The 20,011-nt window shown below is 26.9% G+C and carries 21 protein-coding genes; 5 read left to right on the forward strand and 16 right to left on the reverse strand.

Annotated features, from left to right (window positions below):
• Positions 1–272 precede the first annotated feature (272 nt).
• A complete protein-coding gene (locus AVANS_RS04985; RefSeq protein WP_239816788.1) occupies positions 273–1,331 on the forward strand; it encodes a tyrosine-type recombinase/integrase in 1,059 nt (352 codons plus the stop codon).
• 205 nt (positions 1,332–1,536) lie between these two features.
• Here AVANS_RS04985 and AVANS_RS04990 read toward each other — a convergent pair whose 3' ends face one another.
• The 11 genes from AVANS_RS04990 to nadD all read right to left on the reverse strand — a co-directional run bounded on the left by AVANS_RS04990 (position 1,537) and on the right by nadD (position 13,261).
• Positions 1,537–2,118: a hypothetical protein gene (locus AVANS_RS04990; protein WP_239816789.1), complete on the reverse strand. Its 582-nt coding sequence runs from the start codon at positions 2,116–2,118 to the stop codon at positions 1,537–1,539.
• 98 nt (positions 2,119–2,216) lie between these two features.
• Positions 2,217–3,200, reverse strand: coding sequence for a hypothetical protein (locus AVANS_RS04995; RefSeq protein ID WP_239816790.1), 984 nt, complete (start codon positions 3,198–3,200; stop codon positions 2,217–2,219).
• Between the two features lie 127 nt (positions 3,201–3,327).
• The gene (gene mnmC, locus AVANS_RS05000; RefSeq protein ID WP_239816791.1) at positions 3,328–5,121 is read right to left on the reverse strand and encodes a bifunctional tRNA (5-methylaminomethyl-2-thiouridine)(34)-methyltransferase MnmD/FAD-dependent 5-carboxymethylaminomethyl-2-thiouridine(34) oxidoreductase MnmC; all 1,794 of its coding nucleotides are present in this window, start codon (positions 5,119–5,121) and stop codon (positions 3,328–3,330) included.
• An 11-nt stretch (positions 5,122–5,132) separates the two neighbouring features.
• Complete coding sequence (locus AVANS_RS05005; RefSeq protein ID WP_239816792.1) at positions 5,133–6,938, reverse strand: N-acetylmuramoyl-L-alanine amidase; 1,806 nt, start codon at positions 6,936–6,938, stop codon at positions 5,133–5,135.
• A complete protein-coding gene (locus AVANS_RS05010) occupies positions 6,931–8,031 on the reverse strand; it encodes a nitronate monooxygenase family protein (protein WP_239816793.1) in 1,101 nt (366 codons plus the stop codon). Before AVANS_RS05010 ends, AVANS_RS05005 begins: the two co-directional genes overlap by 8 nt.
• Before the next feature lie 2 nt (positions 8,032–8,033).
• Entirely contained in the window at positions 8,034–9,239 is a 1,206-nt protein-coding gene (gene tyrS / locus AVANS_RS05015; RefSeq protein WP_239816794.1) for a tyrosine--tRNA ligase, read from the reverse strand.
• 10 nt (positions 9,240–9,249) lie between these two features.
• Positions 9,250–11,421 (reverse strand): RelA/SpoT family protein, encoded by a 2,172-nt coding sequence (locus tag AVANS_RS05020; RefSeq protein WP_239816795.1) that lies wholly within the window; start codon positions 11,419–11,421, stop codon positions 9,250–9,252.
• Between the two features lie 4 nt (positions 11,422–11,425).
• Positions 11,426–11,638, reverse strand: coding sequence for a DNA-directed RNA polymerase subunit omega (locus AVANS_RS05025; RefSeq protein ID WP_239816796.1), 213 nt, complete (start codon positions 11,636–11,638; stop codon positions 11,426–11,428).
• Between the two features lie 16 nt (positions 11,639–11,654).
• Entirely contained in the window at positions 11,655–12,368 is a 714-nt protein-coding gene (pyrH, locus tag AVANS_RS05030; protein WP_239816797.1) for a UMP kinase, read from the reverse strand.
• Between the two features lie 42 nt (positions 12,369–12,410).
• Complete coding sequence (rsfS, locus tag AVANS_RS05035) at positions 12,411–12,725, reverse strand: ribosome silencing factor (RefSeq protein WP_239816798.1); 315 nt, start codon at positions 12,723–12,725, stop codon at positions 12,411–12,413.
• Entirely contained in the window at positions 12,722–13,261 is a 540-nt protein-coding gene (gene nadD / locus AVANS_RS05040) for a nicotinate (nicotinamide) nucleotide adenylyltransferase (RefSeq protein ID WP_239816799.1), read from the reverse strand. Before nadD ends, rsfS begins: the two co-directional genes overlap by 4 nt.
• Positions 13,262–13,319: 58 nt before the next feature.
• Here nadD and gap point away from each other — a divergent pair, with 58 nt between their 5' ends.
• Genes gap through AVANS_RS05060 form a run of 4 tightly spaced genes read left to right on the forward strand, consistent with a single transcriptional unit; the run spans position 13,320 to position 16,884 of the window.
• A complete protein-coding gene (gene gap / locus AVANS_RS05045; RefSeq protein ID WP_239816800.1) occupies positions 13,320–14,321 on the forward strand; it encodes a type I glyceraldehyde-3-phosphate dehydrogenase in 1,002 nt (333 codons plus the stop codon).
• Position 14,322: 1 nt separating this feature from the next.
• A complete protein-coding gene (locus AVANS_RS05050) occupies positions 14,323–15,516 on the forward strand; it encodes a phosphoglycerate kinase (RefSeq protein WP_239816801.1) in 1,194 nt (397 codons plus the stop codon).
• A complete protein-coding gene (locus AVANS_RS05055) occupies positions 15,516–16,202 on the forward strand; it encodes a triose-phosphate isomerase (protein ID WP_239816802.1) in 687 nt (228 codons plus the stop codon). Before AVANS_RS05050 ends, AVANS_RS05055 begins: the two co-directional genes overlap by 1 nt.
• Position 16,203: 1 nt before the next feature.
• Positions 16,204–16,884: an amino acid racemase gene (locus AVANS_RS05060; protein WP_275583440.1), complete on the forward strand. Its 681-nt coding sequence runs from the start codon at positions 16,204–16,206 to the stop codon at positions 16,882–16,884.
• A 41-nt stretch (positions 16,885–16,925) separates the two neighbouring features.
• Here the strand turns inward: AVANS_RS05060 and AVANS_RS05065 are convergent, their stop codons facing one another.
• From AVANS_RS05065 to AVANS_RS05085, 5 genes are all read right to left on the reverse strand, one after another.
• Entirely contained in the window at positions 16,926–17,141 is a 216-nt protein-coding gene (locus AVANS_RS05065; protein ID WP_239816803.1) for a hypothetical protein, read from the reverse strand.
• A 238-nt stretch (positions 17,142–17,379) separates the two neighbouring features.
• Complete coding sequence (locus AVANS_RS05070; RefSeq protein WP_239816804.1) at positions 17,380–17,826, reverse strand: hypothetical protein; 447 nt, start codon at positions 17,824–17,826, stop codon at positions 17,380–17,382.
• Positions 17,827–17,884: 58 nt separating this feature from the next.
• Positions 17,885–18,514, reverse strand: a complete 630-nt coding sequence (locus AVANS_RS05075; protein ID WP_239816805.1) for a hypothetical protein — start codon at positions 18,512–18,514, stop codon at positions 17,885–17,887.
• Between the two features lie 45 nt (positions 18,515–18,559).
• Positions 18,560–19,162 (reverse strand): hypothetical protein, encoded by a 603-nt coding sequence (locus tag AVANS_RS05080; protein WP_239816806.1) that lies wholly within the window; start codon positions 19,160–19,162, stop codon positions 18,560–18,562.
• A 107-nt stretch (positions 19,163–19,269) separates the two neighbouring features.
• Positions 19,270–20,010: a hypothetical protein gene (locus AVANS_RS05085; RefSeq protein ID WP_239816807.1), complete on the reverse strand. Its 741-nt coding sequence runs from the start codon at positions 20,008–20,010 to the stop codon at positions 19,270–19,272.
• Position 20,011 lies beyond the last annotated feature (1 nt).

Genomic DNA, 20,011 nt, shown 5'->3' on the forward strand with positions numbered 1-20,011 from the left:
AATATATTTGCTCAAAATAATTTAATAAATATTCATTAGAATTGCAGTATTTTTAAAATTATGTATTAAAAATACGAAAATTAGTATAAATCATATTTTTATCATATTATTTTATGTATAATTATATGTAAAATAATCATATTAAAATACTTATAATTTTCAAATTATTTTATGATTTAAAAAAGTATTGAAAACAATAAAAATTTTTAATAATCTTAATCTAAGTATATTATCATTATAAAATCTTAAAATAAATACTTTAAAGGACATATATGAAACACCCGCTTGATTGTGAAGATAATTTTTCTAATTCATTATTGTTTTGGATTGCAAGGTATTTAAAACATAAATTAAATTCCTTATCTAATAAACTTTTAGAAAAAGCTGAAGAATTAAGAGAAATTAATATTGCATTAAATACCTTACATAATATTGAAGAATTAGATGAGCTAGCTAAAAAAGCAAGGAATATTGGAATGATAGGAATAAATACATACTTTAACCCTATTAAAAAGTTTTATGAGCAAATCATTCATTATAAGCCCTACTCTTTAAAACAAATTGATGAAGAACTAGTAATTGAAATTTTATCAACTATTACTGCAGGTTTAAGTGATGCAAGTAAAAAAAATTACAAAATAGCTATTGTTAATTTCTTTAAATACCTAAGCTCACAAAACAAAGACGAAGAAGGAAGCCATTATTATGAAATTGAGCTTAAAAACTGGTCTGGACTAAACTCAAGCTCGGGAACTAAACTTCCTGAATACATGAGTGAAGAACAAATGAAATTATTCTTAAGCACTTTAAATGATTTTCAATACAAAAGCAATAGCGATAGAAACAAACTTGCAATTAAAATAATATTATTTACAGGTGTTCGTGTGAATGAGGTTTTAAGGCTTAGACTAAAAGATATTAGCTATGAAAATGATTTGATTAGCCTTAGGATTCATGCTAAAGGTAATAAATATAGAGTTGTTTTGCTTAATGTAAATTCAATAAAAGAGCATTTAGAATATTTCAAGCAAATTGCTAGTCCTGATGATTATTTATTCACAAACAAGCAAGGCAAACCGCTAACTCAAGCATATATTTCAAGACTAATTGAAAATGTTTTAATGCAAGCAGGCATTAGAAAAGAAAAAAATGGAGCTCATATGCTAAGGCATAGCTTTGCTACCCTACTTTATAAAAAAGAAAAAGATTTGCTATTAGTTCAAGAAGCTTTGGGACACGCATCGTTAAATACTTCTAGGATTTATACACACTTTGATAATGATAAACTCAAATTAGCTGCAAAAATAGCAAATAATTTAAAAAACGACTAAAGCAAATTCCTGTTTCAAATTCTCATAATTTTTAAAGGAATTTAAAAACGGAATTTGGATTTATTTTATCTTAAAAGGTTTTTGTATAGCCTTATTTGCTTTAAAAGCTTTAATTTCATTAGGCTTTAATGTTATAAATTATTTAAAATTCCTATTTCAAATTCTTTTTAAAATCTGCTTTGGATTAGCTATATAACTTTCCTTATTAAACTTTTCTTCTATAAGCTGTGATTGCGATTTTTGTAAAATCACCCTTTATATTATCATCATCTATTAGATTTGTAATGACTGCTTTATAAGTTTTATTCTCAGGTATAAAGTAAAATCCAAGATATCTTACCGCCATAAAAACTTTTTCATTTTTTATACTCATAGTTCTACGACTGCCTACATTTGTATTTGCATTTGGCGTAGCGATTTTATCAAATACTAATATCTCATCACCATCTTTAGTAAGCTCATAAATTTTAATATCAAGTGCAAGTGGATAATAAGGATTATCTCGTATATTGCTTTCTGTTTTTTGATCGTATAAATCAACTGAATAAAAATCCTTACCTACTTCACCATATTCAAAACGCAAAGGATAAAAAGCATAAAACCCTAAATGCTCTCCTATATCTTTTCTTTGTGGCTTAAAGATTATTTCAAATTTAGTGCCTTTTTTACTTAAATCAAATAAAGTATATATAGGAGTTTTTGGTGTTTTATCTTTATGAAATATATCAAATAATCCAGCAATTAATAACGAAACTAGAATAAGCAATAAGCAAGTCTTTTTAAACATTTAAACTCCTTTATATAAGCTCAAATTCCTATTTCAAATTCTCATGATTTTTCAAGGAATTTGAATTAGGAATTAGAAGTTTTATACCCTACTTTCTTTTATTTATTATGTTTTTTATTTTCATTAATTTCATCAATCTCTGCTCTTATTCTTTTTCTTAATTCTTTTTCATTAGGACAAGAATTTTCTAAAACTTCTAATATTTCTAAACTTGTTCCAGTAAAAGAACTAGAATAATTTTTTGTAGTTTTTACATAATCAATAATTTTTTGAAAATTATCGTATATTTCAAATATATCTTTTTTATAACATATATCTTGTGGGATTATTGCTGGTTCAATCATTTTTCCGTCTTCATCACCTTGTAAATTTAAGTATATATCTTTAGCATGAAGCATAATCACTGTATTTATATATAAAGCATAAAAAAATTCCTTTGACTTTTGCGAATCAAAGTATCTTTTATAAGCCATATCTAAATATTTATATACTTCATCATGTTTATTTGATTCTTCTTTTAAATAATATACAAATCTATCAGTGTCTAAATCTGTATATATTGAAACAAGCTTTAACATAGTTGCAAAGCGATTTTGATTTAGCTCAATATTATCAAAATAATTTTTCCCATATGGTAAGCGTTCAATCATTGAATAAATCTCATTAAAAAATTCATCTTTATAAGTATTTGCAACATACTTAGCATACGATAAATCATCACTTTTAAAAAACATATTTCTATTTAAAATCATCCACCATAAAATATCTTCTATGCTATCTTTTGGTAAAAGCTCTTTACCTTCTTTAAATTTATCATTCATTTGATTTATAAGAAATACCATTATAAAATTATCATAATTCAAATATGTATGCAATAATTCAATAACAATTCTATATTCCATCGCATTTACAAATTTAGCAGAAGCTTCTGGGTTTTTACTATATTGTATGTCAAAAGTTTCTTTTTGAGTTTCGCTAACCATTGCATAAAAACTTCCTATAATAAGAAAAATTATAGTAAAGATAAAAGCTATTACTTTTTTTAAAATGATTTTTAAATATTTTTTGTAATTTACTTGCATATTTAGCCTTAATAAATAAATAGTTTAAATTATAATAATATATAAAAATAATTATTAAAATTATTTAATCAAATTCCTATTTCAAATTCTAAGGATTTTGCAAGGAATTTGAAATAGGAATTAGGACTTATTTTACTAAGCCCTTTTTTAAATCTCTTATTAAAAATCTAGCAGGATGAAGTGCGTGTTCGTATCTTTTAAACATTCCGCTAGGTGTATTATTAAAATAACTAGTAATTAATCTAGCCGATGTTAAGGCACTTGCAAGTCCCCTTGAGCCATGAGCTGTGCTAACAAACACCCTACTTCTTGGAGCGTTAGTCTGAGGTTTGTGTTTATCAAACTGAAGAGCTTTATAAGTGCTTTTGTATTTATTCTCATTAAAATAAGCTCCTACGATAGGAAATCTATCCGATGAATAACTTCTATAACCTACCCTATTTCCTATAATTAAATGAGAATAATCAGCTTTAAAAATCTCTTTAAAATTATTAATATTAACTTCATCATAAACACTACTAGCATCTGCGATAAGATTTCTATCATAAGTAGCACCTAATAACACAATGCCATCTTTAGCGCCTGTAATATAGGCTTTTGAGCTTATTGGGTGTTTGTATTTTACTTGATTTTTTAGCCAAGTTGCTTGACCCCTTACTACTGATAAAGGAAGATTATTAAATATTTCTTTAGAATAAGCTCCTGTTGCAAAAATCACTGCATCAAAAGTCATTGTTTTGTTTTCAAAATCTAATTCTACTCTATCATAAAATTCTCTAAAGCCATTAAGCTTGTAGTTTAAAAATATCCTAGCATTTGATAAGGCAAATATTTTAGGAACTAATTTACAAGGCTCTAGCGTTCCGCCGTCTTTTAAAAAAGCAAAATCAAAATGTAATTTAATTAAAGGATTATCCTTTTGCATTTTAAATCTATCTTGCAGTTCTTTTGTGTAAGCATGTTCTAAAACCCCTTCTAATTTGTAGCCTAATTTTTTGTATAGTTTTGAACTATGCCAGAACGAAAACTGGCTAAATTCTCCTAATAAACTTGAAGGATTTTGTATAAGAGCTGTTAATAAGCCGATTTTATTACCGCTGCCTTCGTTTGCTAAAGTATGGCTTTGCTCAAATACGCTTATAGTTTTACCTAATTTTGATAATTCATAAGCCAAAGTTGCACCAGCTATTCCACCACCTATTATTGCGATATTATTTACTTCTAGGTAATTTTTATGAAAATAACCATCAAGCTCTTCTTTTTGAACTTTATTTTTTAATATTGCTAAAGTGCTTTCTCTTTTAATGCCTATTTCTATATTATTTATTTCAAAACCTAGTTCAATTAGAGCTTTTTTAAAATTAGAATTTGAACTATAACTTATTAATTTACCATTTGGTTTTAAAAGTTTTTTTACTTTTTCTAAAGTATTGATTGAAAACATTTCTTGATTTTTACTAGGAGAAAATCCATCAGCATATACAACATCAGCTAAAAAATCCAAATCATCTAAAGCCACATCAACATCTTGAAAAACCAAATCAAGAGTAATTCCATCAAATTCAATTCTATAAATACCATTTTTACAAGGCGGATAGTCGTTTATGAAGCTTTTGTTTAGTTCTATATTAAATTTTTTGCAAAAAAACTTAATATCTTCAATGCTTTGATAATGATTTTCTATTGCTACATAATTTAGTTTTATTCCTTGTTCTATTGCTTTTTTTGCACTTAAAAAAAAGTTAAGCCCAAGACCAAAACCTAATTCTAATATAGTTAATTTATTATTTGCATTTAAAAAAGCATTCTCAACATAAATGCCATTTCTTTCTTTTAAAGGCTCTTTAATATTGTAATAAAAATCATCAAAATCTAAAGAAAAAATTTCATCGTTTTTTAGTACCCAATTAGCCTTTCTCATATAATTCTCCTTTATTTGTTCTTAATAAAATAATTTTCTATTCCATTAACAATACCATTTACTAAAAAATCTTGATATTTACTATCTGCTATATTTTTCCCTTCAATAGGATGAGAAATATAGCCTATCTCAATCAATACAGCAGGCATTAAAGCTCCAACTAACACCCAAAATGGTGCTTCTTTAACCCCGCCATCTTTTTTAAGATAATTTTTAGGAATTGAACTTAAAATCCCGCCTTGTATATCAATGGCTAGTTTATTAGACGATATTATTTTTTCTCTATTTAAAAAGTTTAAAAATGTTTGCTTAGAAAAATAATTCATTTCTTCTATATCACTTTTGTTTTCAATAGCTGCAGCATTTTTGCTTCTTTCACTTCTTGCTGGTGAGAGAAAATATGTTTCTATGCCGTAAATTTTATCTGTTTTTGACTTATCAGCAATTGAGTTTGCGTGTATGCTTATAAACAAATCACTCTTTTTATCATTTGCCATTTTTGTTCTGTCACGAAGACCTATATATATATCTTTATTTCTTGTTAAAAATACTTTATAGCCTTTATTTTTCAATGCTTTACTAAGCTTTAATGCTACCGATAAGGTAATATCTTTTTCATTTCTTCCAAAAGCATTTGCCCCTGTATCTTTCCCACCATGCCCTGCATCAATTGTAATTAATAAATTCGCTTTATTAAAACTCGCTTTACTTGATTTTAATTCTTCAGTAGAAAAAACAACTTCATTATCATCAATATTAAAAAATAGCTTTTGCTGTGCTTTAGTATATAAAACTACTCTTGTTTTTTTAGGGTTAAATTGAAGAATACTAATAGAATAATTTTTAAAATCATAGTTTTTTCTACCACCTAACAACACTCCATCAAACTCAATTATTTGATTTGTTCCATAGTTTATTGTTTTGATATTTTCTATTTCGTAGCTTATATTAAATTTAATACCATTATTTGTTTTTGTAACTTTACTTATGTTATTAGTGCCTTTTGTTTCTGCTTTTTCTTGATTTTTTTCTTCTATTTTTAATGAAGACTTGATTATTTCTTCAGTTTTTTTGCTTTGAATATTTGCTGGTTTTTCTTCTTTTTTTACCGATGGTTTTTCTTCTTTTTTATTTACTATATTTTGTGTTTTTGATAAAACTTCTATATTAAATCCATTATCAATATTATATTTTATATCTATTTCATCTTTACTTCTAGCTACAATTCTAATTCTTTTCGGATTAAATTGCACTATACTTATTTCATAATTTTTATCAATAAAGGTTTCTTTTTTAGCATCTAAAATGCCATCAAATTCAAGGATTTTATTGTTTATTTCTTTGGTATTATAGGTGCTTAAAGATATTGATTTTTCATCAATATCACCTTTAATATTAAAATTAATTTTATTATCTTCTTTAATGATTTTTGTAATATAAAAATTATTATTAGTTTGAACTATCTTTTCGCTAACTTTTGCAGTATCGGTTGGCTTTTGTATAGGCTTTTTGGTATCGTTTGTCTTAAAACTTAGTTTTTTAGCATTAATCCCTAATTCTTCTAATTCTTTTTGATAAGTAGAAGAATCAAGTTTTAATATATTTGAACTTAAAACTATTCTTTTTAAAACTTCTTTTTTAGTATCTAAATCGCCTGAAATTATACTTTTTATATAAATAGTTTTAAGTTTTTGATGAGTTGCTAATTGCTCTGTTTTGCTAGAAACTAGAAAATTCTTATCAAAATTTTTTAAATCTTCATCAAAGCTTCCAGCAAATAAAGCAATACTAAAAATTAGCAAAAAGAGTTTATTCATCTTCGCCATTAACTAATTTTTCAATTAACTCTTTAACACTAATTAATTCATTTAATCTATAACCATTAGCACCTGTAAAGAATAATCCGCTCTCAACTTTTCCACTATAAGCATCATAAAGTCTTTCAGCTATACAATAGCCTACCTTTTTAGCTCCCCTACCACGCTCACATGGTGCAACGCAGTTTGCTACACAAGATATTTTTGGAGCTGTGCCTTCTTCTATCATTTTTTGAAGATTAGTTCTAATTCCACGAGCTGGATAACCTACTGGGCTTTTTAATAATTCAATATCTTCTTTTTTAGCATTTAGCAATACTTGTTTAAACTCTAGTGCAGCATCACACTCATGAGTTCCTATAAAGCGAGTTCCCATTTGAACCCCATTAGCACCTAAGCTAATTGCATGTAAAATATCATTCCTATTCCAAATTCCACCCGCTGCAATTAAAGGAATATTATTTCCCCATTCATCAAGCTCTGCTCTTACTTCAGGTATTAATCTATCTAATTGATAATTAGGGTCTAAGCATTGCTCGTAGGTAAAGCCTTGATGACCCCCGCTAAGTGGTCCTTCTAATACAACAGCATCAGGTAATCTATCATATCTTTGAGTCCATCTTTTGCAAATTATCTTAAGTGCTTTTGCTGATGATACAATAGGAATTAGTGCAACTTCTGGAAAATCCTTTGTAAATTCAGGTAAATTTGTAGGAAGTCCTGCACCGCTAATAATCGCATTAAAGCCTACATTACAGGCATCTTTTACTATTCTTTCATACTCATTTGAAGCGTGCATTATATTGCAGCCCAGTGGTGCATCATTACAAATCTTTCTTGCATTAGTAATTACTGCTTTTAAACCTTTGCTTGAATAAAAGTTTTCACTTCCGTAAGGCTTTCCATTTAGCTCTTTATTTATATGAGCTCTATTTTCATAAAAACCTGTTCCAACTGAAGAAATAATTCCTAAAGCACCATTTAAACTAACATTACCAGCCAATCTATCCCAACTAATTCCAAGTCCCATTCCACCTTGAAATACAGGAACTTTTAAAGTAAAATTTCTTATTTTTAATTCTGGTAAGCTCATTTTTATCCTTTAATCATTACTTTTGCAAATTTTCTTTTTCCAACTTGAATAATAAATTCACCATTATTTAATTTTAATTGCTCATCACTAATCTTTTCGCCATTAACGCTAACTGAATTAGCTTTTATCGCTCTTCTTGCTTCACTTCCTGAACTTGCAAGATTAGTATCCTGCATTAATTTTACAATCCATTGCTCTTCATTAAAGCTAAACTCAGCAATATCACTTGGAAGTTCATTTTTGCTATGAATATTATCAAATTCTTCTTTAGCCTTAAGAGCTAATTCTTTACCCCAAAATCTTTCAACAATTTCTAAAGCTAAATTTTCTTTAGCTATTTTTGGATGTAAAGAATTATTGTTAATGCTTTCAAATATTTCATTAATTTCTTTTGTAGTTTTAAAACTTAAATAATCATAATAATTTTTCATAAGCTCATCGCTAATACTAAGAACTTTTGCATACATAGTATTAGGTTCTTCGCTAACTCCTATATAATTACCTAAGCTTTTACTCATCTTATTCACACCATCAAGCCCAACTAATAATGGCATCATTATAATACCTTGTTCTTTACCTGTATTATAAGTTCTTTGTAAAGTTCTTCCCATTAGTAGGTTGAATTTTTGATCAGTTCCACCCATTTCAATATCGCATTTTAATGCTACGCTATCATACCCTTGTAATAATGGATATAAAAATTCGCTAATAGATATAGGACTTTGTTCTTTAAATCTTTTTGTAAAATCATCACGCTCAAGCATTCTAGCTACATTAAAAGTTGAAGTTAATTCAACAATACCAACTGCACCTAATTCATTTAACCAAGTTGAGTTAAATTTTAATTCAGTTTTATCTTTATCTAAAATCTTAAAAACTTGTTCTTCATAAGTTTTTGCATTTTTTAAAACTTCTTCTTTACTTAGTTGTTTTCTTGTTGCACTTTTGCCTGTTGGATCACCTATTTGAGCTGTAAAATCACCTATTAAAAATTGAACAATAGCTCCATGATTTTGTAAAAATCTCATCTTGTTTAAAACCACACTATGACCTAAATGTAAATCAGGTGCTGTTGGATCAAACCCTGCTTTTACGTAAAAATGTTCGCCTTTTTCATAATAGTTTTTGATTAAATTTTTTATTTTTTCTAAATCTATAAATTCAGAAACTCCACGTTCTAAATCTTCATATATTTCATTTAAATTCATTTTCTATCCTTTATTCGCTATAAGCATCATTTAATGATACAAATTCGTAGATTTTACATTTTGATTTAATTTTTTCTTTTGCTATTTCAATATTTTGATTATCAGGAACTTCAAAAATTATTTCAAAATATTCTAATAAACTATCGGTATTTTTAGAAATATTAATACTGCTTATATTAATTTGAAGTTTTAATAATTCTGATAATAAAGCTAATAATGTGCCTTTTTTGTTTTCTAGTGAAAAAATCATTTTGTAATTTTTAGGCGCATGTTTTGACCATTTTATAAGAACCATTTCTGCCTTATTATCTTCCATTAATTTACTTGCTCTTTCACATAATTTATTATGTATAGTAACAGAATGATTATGCTTAAAAGCAATAATATCATCTCCTCTTTTTGGATTACAGCAATAATCAAAATCTATATTATTGATTTTGTAATTTGAATAAACCACAAGATTTTCAATTCTTTGTTTTTTTAGATCATAGTTTTTTACAAGCCAAATTCTTTTTGCGTATTTTTTTAAACTATCAATTGCTTTGCTTAAAGTTATATTATCGCTTGCACATTTTTTAACAATTTTTGATAATTTTTCATTATTAATCCAAGTATTAATTTTTTCTTCATCAGCACTAAAAATAGTTTGCAATAATCTTAAGCCTACTTTTTGATCTATACTTGAAATTCTTTGCTTACAATGTGATTTAATCATAGCCTTTGCTCTAGCTGTTACAACACTATCAAGCCACGAACATCTTGGCTTTGCATTATCATCAATTTCTATTCTTACAATATCTCCATTTTTAAGGCTTGTAAGTAATGGCGATCTAACTCTATTAATATAAGCATGGCTTGCTTTAAGACCAATTTGTGAATGAACTTCAAAAGCAAAATCAAGTGCAGTAGAGCCCCTAGGAAGTGTAAAAATCTCGCCTTTTGGTGAATATACTGCAATATCTTCTACATACAAACTATCTTTTGCGTATTCGTAAAATTCTAAATCATTGTCCTTTTCTTCTAAAGAATTATTTGTAGCAATATCGCTAACCCAATCAGCCTTAAAGTCTTCTTTGTCATTTTTGTATTTCCAGTGAGCTGCAATTCCTAATTCTGCAGTTTCGTGCATTTTATAAGTTCTAATTTGTGCTTCAATAATTGATTGGGCATCAAATAAAGTTGTATGAATTGTCTGATAGCCATTTTGTTTTGGTAATGCAATATAGTCTTTAAACCTTGAAGCAAGTGGGTTAAAATGAACATGTAAAAGTCCTAAAACAATATAACAATCTTTTACATCTTTTACTAATATTCTAATACCTAATAAATCAAGAACTTCTTCAATACTAACGCCTTTTCTTTGCATTTTTAAATATATTGAATAAACATGCTTAATTCTTTTTTCTATTTTAAAATCTACATCTTCAATATATCCATTATCACGCATAAGATTTATGATTTTTTCTATAAAATCATTTAAGGTTAATTGTAATTGAACATTATTTGCTTTTAAATAATCAGCAATCTCCTTAAACTCAGTTGGCATTAAGTATTTAAAGCTTAAATCTTCTAAATAGTTTTTAATACTTGAAATCCCTAATCTATGAGCTATCGGAGCATAAACCATTAAGGTTTCTTCCGCAATTCTTTTTTGTTTTGCTTCTTTTAAAGCATCAAGAGTTAGCATATTGTGTAGTCTATCACATAATTTAACTAATAAAACTCTACTATCTTCAATGCTTACCATTAGCATATTTCTAAAAGTCATTGCTGATTTTCTAAGTTTTTCATTAGATTCTGAGCTAGCTAGATTATCCCCACGAATTTCAACAATTTTAGTCATACCTTCAACCAAAATGCCAACCGAATGACCAAACATATTCATAAGTTCTTCTTGAGTGCATTCTGTATCTTCTACAACATCATGCAATAATGCAGCTAATATCATGCTTTCATCTTTTGAAAAGAAAGCTACAAAACAAGCCACTAAAATAGGATGAATAGAATAAGGTTCTCCACTCTTTCTAAATTGTCCTTCGTGAGATTTTATACAAAAATCTAAAGCCTTTTCAAGCATAGGAGTGCTTGAAAATAAAGAATATAATAATTCCTTAGCTTTATTTAAATCATTGCAGTATCTAACATCTTCTAATAATGTTTCAAAACTTAGAATATTTTTCATTGTATTATTCGTTAATTACACCATCAAAAATTATTTTTTCTTCTGCAACTTCTAACATTGCAATATCGCTAAACTTCATTTTACCTTTTTCTACTTTTACTAAAGGAGTTGCACCATCACTTAACTCTCTAGCTCTCTTTGCTACTATTAAAGATAAAATATATCTATCATTTCCTACTTTTTCTAATGCTTTTGCTGCTATTTGTTCTGTTCTCATATAAATTCCTTTAAAATTATTGATTTTTTACTATTGAGCAATTACTAAAATCGTCTTTAATAATTTTTAAAATATTACCTTCTTCAAACATATTGCAAACTACAATAGGAAGTTTATTATCTTTTGCAAGTGCTATTGCTGTATCATCCATCACCTTAATATCATCACCCATTGCAAGCTCATAACTTAATTCATCATATCTTTTTGCATCTTCAAATTTCATAGGGTCTTTATCATATACACCATTAACTTTTGTTGCTTTTATAATCATTTCAGCATTAATTTCAATAGCTCTTAATACTGCTGCAGTATCTGTTGTAAAGAATGGATTTCCCGTTCCAGCTGCAAAAATTACAACTCTACCTTTTTCTAAATGTCTTTGAGCTCTTCTCATAATGAAAGTTTCACAAAATGCTTCCATTTGAATAGCACTTTGAACTCTTACACTAATCCCACAGCTTTCAAGCGCTTCTTGCATAGCAATAGAATTAATCACAGTAGATAGCATTCCCATATGATCGCCACTAACACGCTTTATAATACCATCTTTTGCAGCACTAACACCACGAATAATGTTACCACCACCGATTACTATACCTATTTGTGTGCCTTCATCTACCAGTTGTTTTATTTGTTCTGCAATAAATTTTAAAATATGTGTATCAATGCCAAAACCTTGCGAACCCGCTAAAGCTTCGCCTGAAAATTTAATTAAAACTCTTTTAGCCATAACTTCTCCTTGAATAATAAACGCGATACTACAAAAAAACTTTTAACGCTTAAACTCAAGCAAAAATTTTTCAATTTGATATCTATCTCTATATGCAGAACTCATTAAATGTATTAAACAATCTCCTAAATCAAGAACACTCCACTCATCAGCACACTCTTCATAATATACTTTGCTATTATGTTTTTTTATTAATTCTTTTATATCTTCTATTAAAGCAATAGATTGCTTACTTGATATCATAGTAGCTATTATTACTTCATCTACAAAATATTCACTTCCTTTTAAGCTAATTAGCTCTACATTTTCAGCTTTTTTCTCATCTAAAAGCTTTATTATTTCTTCGTTTCTACTCATTTTTTTCCTTTGTAAAATTCTTTTACTTCATCTTTTATTTTTGGATTAACTTTTTCTAAAACTAAATTATTTCTTATAAAACTTGATGATATATCTTCGTTAATATCAAGCTTTAAATAATCATTAGGTATAAAAATATTATCCCTACTTGCTATTACAAAAACAACATTTTTTGATAATTCTTCATAATTATGCCATTTATGTAAAGTTTTTAAATGATCAGCTCCTATTATAAAATAAATTAAACTAGGATTTAGTAAATTTTTAAAATACATTACACTATCAAAGCTAGGAACCGGTCTATTTTGTCTAACCTCATAATCACTTATTATTAATTTGTCACTTTTTGTAAAAATTTTTTCAAGCCATGAAATTCTTAACTCAGGACTTGCACTAAAATTTTCTTTAAACAAACTAATATAAGTAGGTAATATTATAAGCTTATCAATATCTAATGTATTTAACGCTACATTTACTACTTTTTCATGACCTAAATGCACAGGGTCAAAACTACCGCCAAAAATTGCTATTTTCAAAATCTCTTAACCTTTTTTTATTAGTATTATCTCAAATTTTTTAAATAAAGGGTTAAAAATGGGAGTAAATGTAGCGATAAATGGATTCGGAAGAATCGGAAGATGTCTTAGTAGAATAATTCTTAGCGAAAACAAGCTAAATTTGGTGGCAATTAACTGCTCGTGGGATATGAAAAATATTAAATATCTTCTAAAATACGATAGTGTTCATGGGAATTTCAATCAAGAAATTGATAATGATGGAGAAGATGTATTAATAGTAGGAAATAAAAGAATTCAAATAATTAGAAGTAGAGAGATTGAAAATATTGATTTTGCTAAATACGGAGCTAGTTTAGTTTTTGAATGCACGGGAGCTTTTTTAACACAAGAAAAAACTAAAGCTTATTTGGATAATGGTATTAAAAAAGTAATCATGTCAGCACCACCAAAAGATAATACTCCTATGTTTGTAATGGATGTAAATCATAATAATTATAAAGGTGAAGCAATTATTTCAAACGCAAGTTGCACCACAAACTGCCTTGCACCAATGGCAAAAGTTTTAGATGAAAATTTTGGTATTAAAAAAGCCTTAATGAATACAATTCACGCTTATACAGCAACTCAAGAGCTTTGCGATACAAAATGCCCTAAAGATATTAGAAGGGGTCGTGCAGCAGCACTAAACTTAGTTCCTTCAAGCACAGGCGCAGCTAAATCAATAGGAAAAGTTATACCAAATCTTTTAGGTAAGGTTGATGGTCAAAGCGTAAGAACTAGCTTAGCAAATGTTTCAATGCTAGATTTAACACTATTATTAGATAAAAAAACTTCAAAAGAAGAAATAAACGAAACCTTTATAAAAGCTAGTAAAAATATGAGCGAAATATTAGCAATTGATTATGATTGTTGCGTTTCAAGTGATTTTTGCACTAGCACTTATGGTTGTGTTTTTGTTCCTGATTTAACTCAAATAATTGATGAAGATTTTGTAAAAGTTCTAGCTTGGTATGACAACGAATACGGATATTCGTATCAATTAAATAGACTAGCTCAACATATTAGCAAGGAGTTGTAAAATGCCTTTAATTTCCATAAAAGATGTTGATTTAACAAATAAATGTGTTTTTATTAGATGTGATTTTAATGTTCCTCAAGATGAATTCGGAAATATTAGTGATGATAGAAGAATAAAATCTGCTATTCCTACTATTAAATACTGCCTTGATAATGATGCTAGAGTAATTCTTGCAAGCCATTTAGGTCGTCCAAAAGAAGTAAGCGATAAATATTCATTAAAACCTATTGCAAAAAGACTTTCAAAATTACTAGGAACTGAAGTAATTATGGCAAACGATGTAATAGGAGATGATGCTAAGGCTAAAGCTAGTGAATTAAAGCAAGGTGAAGTTTTATTGCTTGAAAATCTAAGATTTATTAAAGGCGAAACAAAAAATGATGAAGAACTAGCTAAAAGCTTGGCTTCAATGTGTGATGTATATTGCAATGATGCTTTTGGGGTTTGTCATAGAGCGCATTCAAGCGTTGAAGCAATTACTAGATTTGCTAAAGAAATTTGTGCTGGATTTTTACTACAAAAAGAATTTAATTTCGCTCAAGATTTATTAAAATCACCTGCTAGACCATTCGTAGCTGTTGTTGGCGGTAGTAAGGTTAGCGGAAAATTACAAGCTTTACACAACCTACTTCCTAAGGTAGATAAAATTATCATAGGTGGTGGAATGGCATTTACTTTTCTTAAAGCAAATGGCTTAAATGTAGGCAATTCTATCGTAGAAGATGATTTAATTGAAGACGCTAAACAAATTATGCAAACAGCAAAAGAACTTGGAGTTAAGCTATATTTACCTGTTGATGTGCTTGCAGCTCAAAGCTTTTCAAATGATAGTGTTGTTAAAAAAGTTAGCGTTCAAGAAATACCAAATGGCTGGATGGGGCTTGACATTGGACCTGCTAGTTCAATATTATTTAAAGAGATTTTAAGTGATGCTCAAACTATATGGTGGAATGGACCTATGGGAGTTTTTGAGTTTGATAAATTTTCTAAAGGTAGCTTTAAAATGAGCCACTATATAAGCGATTCTTACGCAACTAGCGTTGCTGGTGGTGGAGATACTGCCGATGTTATAAATCGTGCAGGAGATGCTGATGATTTTAGCTTTATTTCTACTGGCGGTGGAGCTAGCTTAGAACTAATTGAGGGTAAAGAATTACCTGCTATAAAACCACTTATATTGAAGGAAGAATATTAATGATTATTGCTGCAAATTTTAAATGTAATCACACTAGAAAAGGCTTTGCTGAATATGCAAAAAAGCTTAATGCTTATCTTAGATTTAGCGACTTTTCAAACCTAGAAGTTATAGTTGCTCCGAGCGCAACTTCATTTATTGATAGTGAGTTTAGCTTCATTCAAGCTGCACAAAATATATACCCAGCTTATAATGGAGCATTTACAGGAGAAATAGGATTATCTCACTTGCAAGAATTTGGGATAAAAACTATTATTTTAGGTCATTGTGAAAGAAGAAATTTGGGCGAAAATGATGAATTTTTGGCACAAAAATTTGATTTTTGTGCTGAAAATGATTTAAGAGTAATTTATTGCATAGGAGAAGATTTTGCTACTTATGAAAAAAACAAAAGCATAGAGTTTTTAGAAAAGCAACTTAATGCAATTGATTTAAAATACAATAAATTAATTCTAGCTTATGAGCCAATTTATAGTATCGGCAAAAGCGCTGCAAAATTAGAAGATATTGAAAAAATTATGCAATATCTAAAAAGCAAAACAAAACAACCTATTTTATATGGTGGTAGTGTTAATTCTAGCAATATTGCTGAGATTAATAGGCTTTGTGATGGTGTTTTGGTTGGTGGGGCTAGTCTTAATGTAGATGGCTTTATAGATTTAATCAATGCTGCTGTAAGGGGCTAATTTGATAGGTTTAATCGGTGGGATGAGTTATGCTAGTACTATAACTTATTATAAATTAATAAATGAGTTTAGCCAAACTCATCATAATTCTTTATCTCGTGCAAAGATTTTAATATCAAGCGTAGATTTTGATGAGATTGAAAAATATCAACATAATAATGAGTGGCAAAAAGCTGCAAGTTTATTAAACGAAGAAGCAAAAAGATTAGAAAAAGCTGGTGCAAATATAATCGCACTTTGCACAAATACTATGCATAAAGTTGCAAATGAATTGCAAAAAGATTTAAAGGCAAAATTCATCCATATAGCCCATTCAAGCCTTGATGAGCTAAACCTTAATAATATAAAAGATGTTTTATTGCTAGGCACTAAATACACTATGCAAGAAGACTTTTATAAAAATGAGCTAAAGGGCTTGAATGTTATCACTCCAAATAATGATGATATGAATACGATAAATGATATTATTTTTAATGAACTTTGCAAAGATTTGATAATGCAAAGTAGCAAAGAAAAGTTTATAAATATCGTAAATAAACATAAAGTTCAAGGAGTTTTACTAGCCTGCACTGAGATTTCACTACTAATTAACGAAAGTGATTTTGATAATTTAAGGGTATTTGATACAACTTACATTCATGCTAAAGATATTTTTAATCAAAGCTTAAAGAATTTGAATTAGGAATTAGCTTTAGGCTAATTCTTATTAAATCTATATTTCAATTAATATTTGCACTTATAAAATACTTTTTGTTTTATCGCTTGATTATTGTTATTATATCCTTGATAATACTCATCTTTAGAATATTCAAAAAACTCAAGATAAAAATCTATATGCTTATTTTGTGCTTTTATGTTTTTCATCATACTGCAAATTTCATTGCTTGTAGCTTTATCTACATTATTATAAATATCTAAATAAATATTATTAAAAGCCAAATCTATAAAATATAAGCTTTATTATCACAATCTTCTTTAGATTTGCAATAATTATTTTCAACAAGAATTTCTTGTATTTTATCAATAGATAAACTAACAGTATCTATAATCTCACTATCAGCTTTGCCATAACTTAAAAAAACTAAAAAACCAACAACAAAAAAGATTAAAAAAAATCATTATATATAATACAGTTTTAAATAATTTAAGTATTTTCATTAAACCATACCTTTAACTATTAATCAAACCAATTATAACGCTTGATATTGTGGTTTTGCAAAATTTCAATGAAACTATTAAGCTCATCTTGAGAAAACAATTCTTGATTTATATGTAAAGGTAATTTAAATTTTTTAAATTTTAACATCAAAGAACACATAACACCACAATTAGGCAAATAAGATTTAAACTCATTATAATAAAATTTTTGCATAAAAAATGCTCGCCTAATTGCAAAATAATCTTTATAACAAACAATAAATTTAATATCAAACAAGTAAAAAAATCCATAAAAAGTAAAAAATATTAAAAATATACCAACGATTTTTGCAAGAATACTTTCTAAAAGTATAGAGCCAATGCCAAATAATAGCATTGTTAAATGCACAATAATAGCAAGTGTGTAATAAATAAAAAGCGATTTTTTTCTAGTCATTATAAATATAGCTTCGTTATCATTCTTCATTTTCGCTCCTTATTTATATTAATTTTAAAAAGAATTTGAAATAGGAATTAACTATCTTTTATAATCTAAATCTACCTTTAGAACTTATTGCTTTATATCTATTTTCAATATAACCACAACTATCTATAAAAAACTCTTCACTAATTTCTTTAAAATCATTATTTTCATCAAAGTAATAATACTTCACAAACAATCTTTCAGATTCAAAAACAAATGAAGTTTCATCATAAAAATATTTATCATTTTTTATTACTAGCTCATTATTAAAATTATTTATTTTTGAAGTTTTTAATAAGTCTTTGTTAAATTCTTTTATTTCTTTTATTTCATCTATGTTTTTATAATTTTGAACTTTTTCTAATTTTTCTACATTTGCATGACGATTAAAATAATCTTTTATAGCGAGTTTTTGTCGTTCTAGGTATTCAATTCTACACTTATAGCCGAATTTATTATAATCTATTTTATAAGTTTTATCGGTATTAAAATCATAATAGCTTAAATTATTCTCACTTAGGTCTGCTTCAATTCTATATAATTTTGATTTAAGCTCATTAAATTCTTTTAATGGGTCGGTGTTATTACTTATAAAATAAGTTAATGCAAAATAACACAAAGCAAGTATTAAACATAATAAACCTATAACAAATATCAGTGTTTTTATTAATTTAACTATTCTAAAAAACATTTAAAATCCTAATAATTATTAATTACTTTCAAATTATCTCTTTTATTACATACGCTCAATATAACCACAATCATCTATTAAAAACTCATAATTTTCTTCAAGTAAATTATTATTAAAATCAAAGTAATAATATTTTACAAATAATTTTCCATCTTTAAAAATAAAAGAATTTTTATCATAAAAATGCTCAAAGCCATCAATTGTTAGCTCATAATTAAATTCATATATTTGTGAAGTTTTTAATAAATCTTTGCTAAATTTTTTTATTTCTTTTATTTCATCTATACTTTTATAATTATTGATTTTTTCTAAATGCGTTTGTAGGTATCTCACAAAAAAATTTTGAATAGCGTATTTTTGTTTTTGCAACTCATCAATAATGCAACCATATCCAAGTTCATTGTAATTTACCTTATATGTTCTGCTGTCACCAAAATCATAATATGGTTTATATCCTTGCTTTAATAAAATTTCTTCAACTTTTTTTAATTCCTTTGTTACTTTAACAAAATCACTATGATCGTAAGGTTGAAAAAAATTATATATCGCCATAGAAACAATACCAATCATTAAAATTATTAATGCAAAAAGAAGTACAAACAAATAATATAATGATTTTCTTATAAACTCTATCAGCTTAGAATACATTTATCGCTCCGTTTATTTAAATTGCAATAATATATCTAAAAATAATTATTAAAATTATTTAATCAAATTCCTATTTCAAATTCTAAGGATTTTGCAAGGAATTTGAATTAGGAATTTGCTTTGTAAAAAATCTCTTCAATTCTTTTATTTTTATAAACTAAAGTTATGAAAATTGTCTTGCCAAACACTACATTTTTATAACAAATATTAGCGTTTTTATAACATCTTGGCATTTTAAATTCTTTAAAATATTCATAAACTTCATAAGGGCTTTTATCCTTTATATTTTCATTAAGAGTTTTAATTAAGTTAATATCATCTACCAATAAATAATCATCAAAATTAATCTTTTTAGCTTTTATAATCTGCATTACAAGTTCATTTGGCTGTTTTAAAAAATAATCATAATATTTATAAGCACAAAATACCAATAATAAAGCCAAAGCAAATGCTTGATTTTTAACTACATTCTTACTAAAAAGCTTATAAATTATGAAAAACAAAACCGCATAAATAAGATCTAAAATAAAATCATTTTTTACATAAAGATTAAACAAAGCATTAGCTAAAGCAATAAACATTACATAAAATGATAAATACTTTAAAACACTATAAAATCTATCTGTTAAATATATTTCAAAGTTTTTTAATCTTTTAGAAATTATATAATAAAGCATAAAACATAGGCTTGAAATTATAAAATAAATTATGAAATCTAATTGATTATTAAAGCTTAGTGGATTTATATAAACTAAATAAAACAAAGCTAAAGCTACAAAAAAGCAAAACCAAGCTAGATAAAAAAGCATATTTTTAATTAAGAAAATAAAATCATTTTTAAAAGCCATT

It is taken from the genome of Campylobacter sp. RM5004, assembly GCF_022369455.1.
In the GTDB taxonomy this organism is placed as follows: Bacteria; Campylobacterota; Campylobacteria; order Campylobacterales; family Campylobacteraceae; genus Campylobacter_E.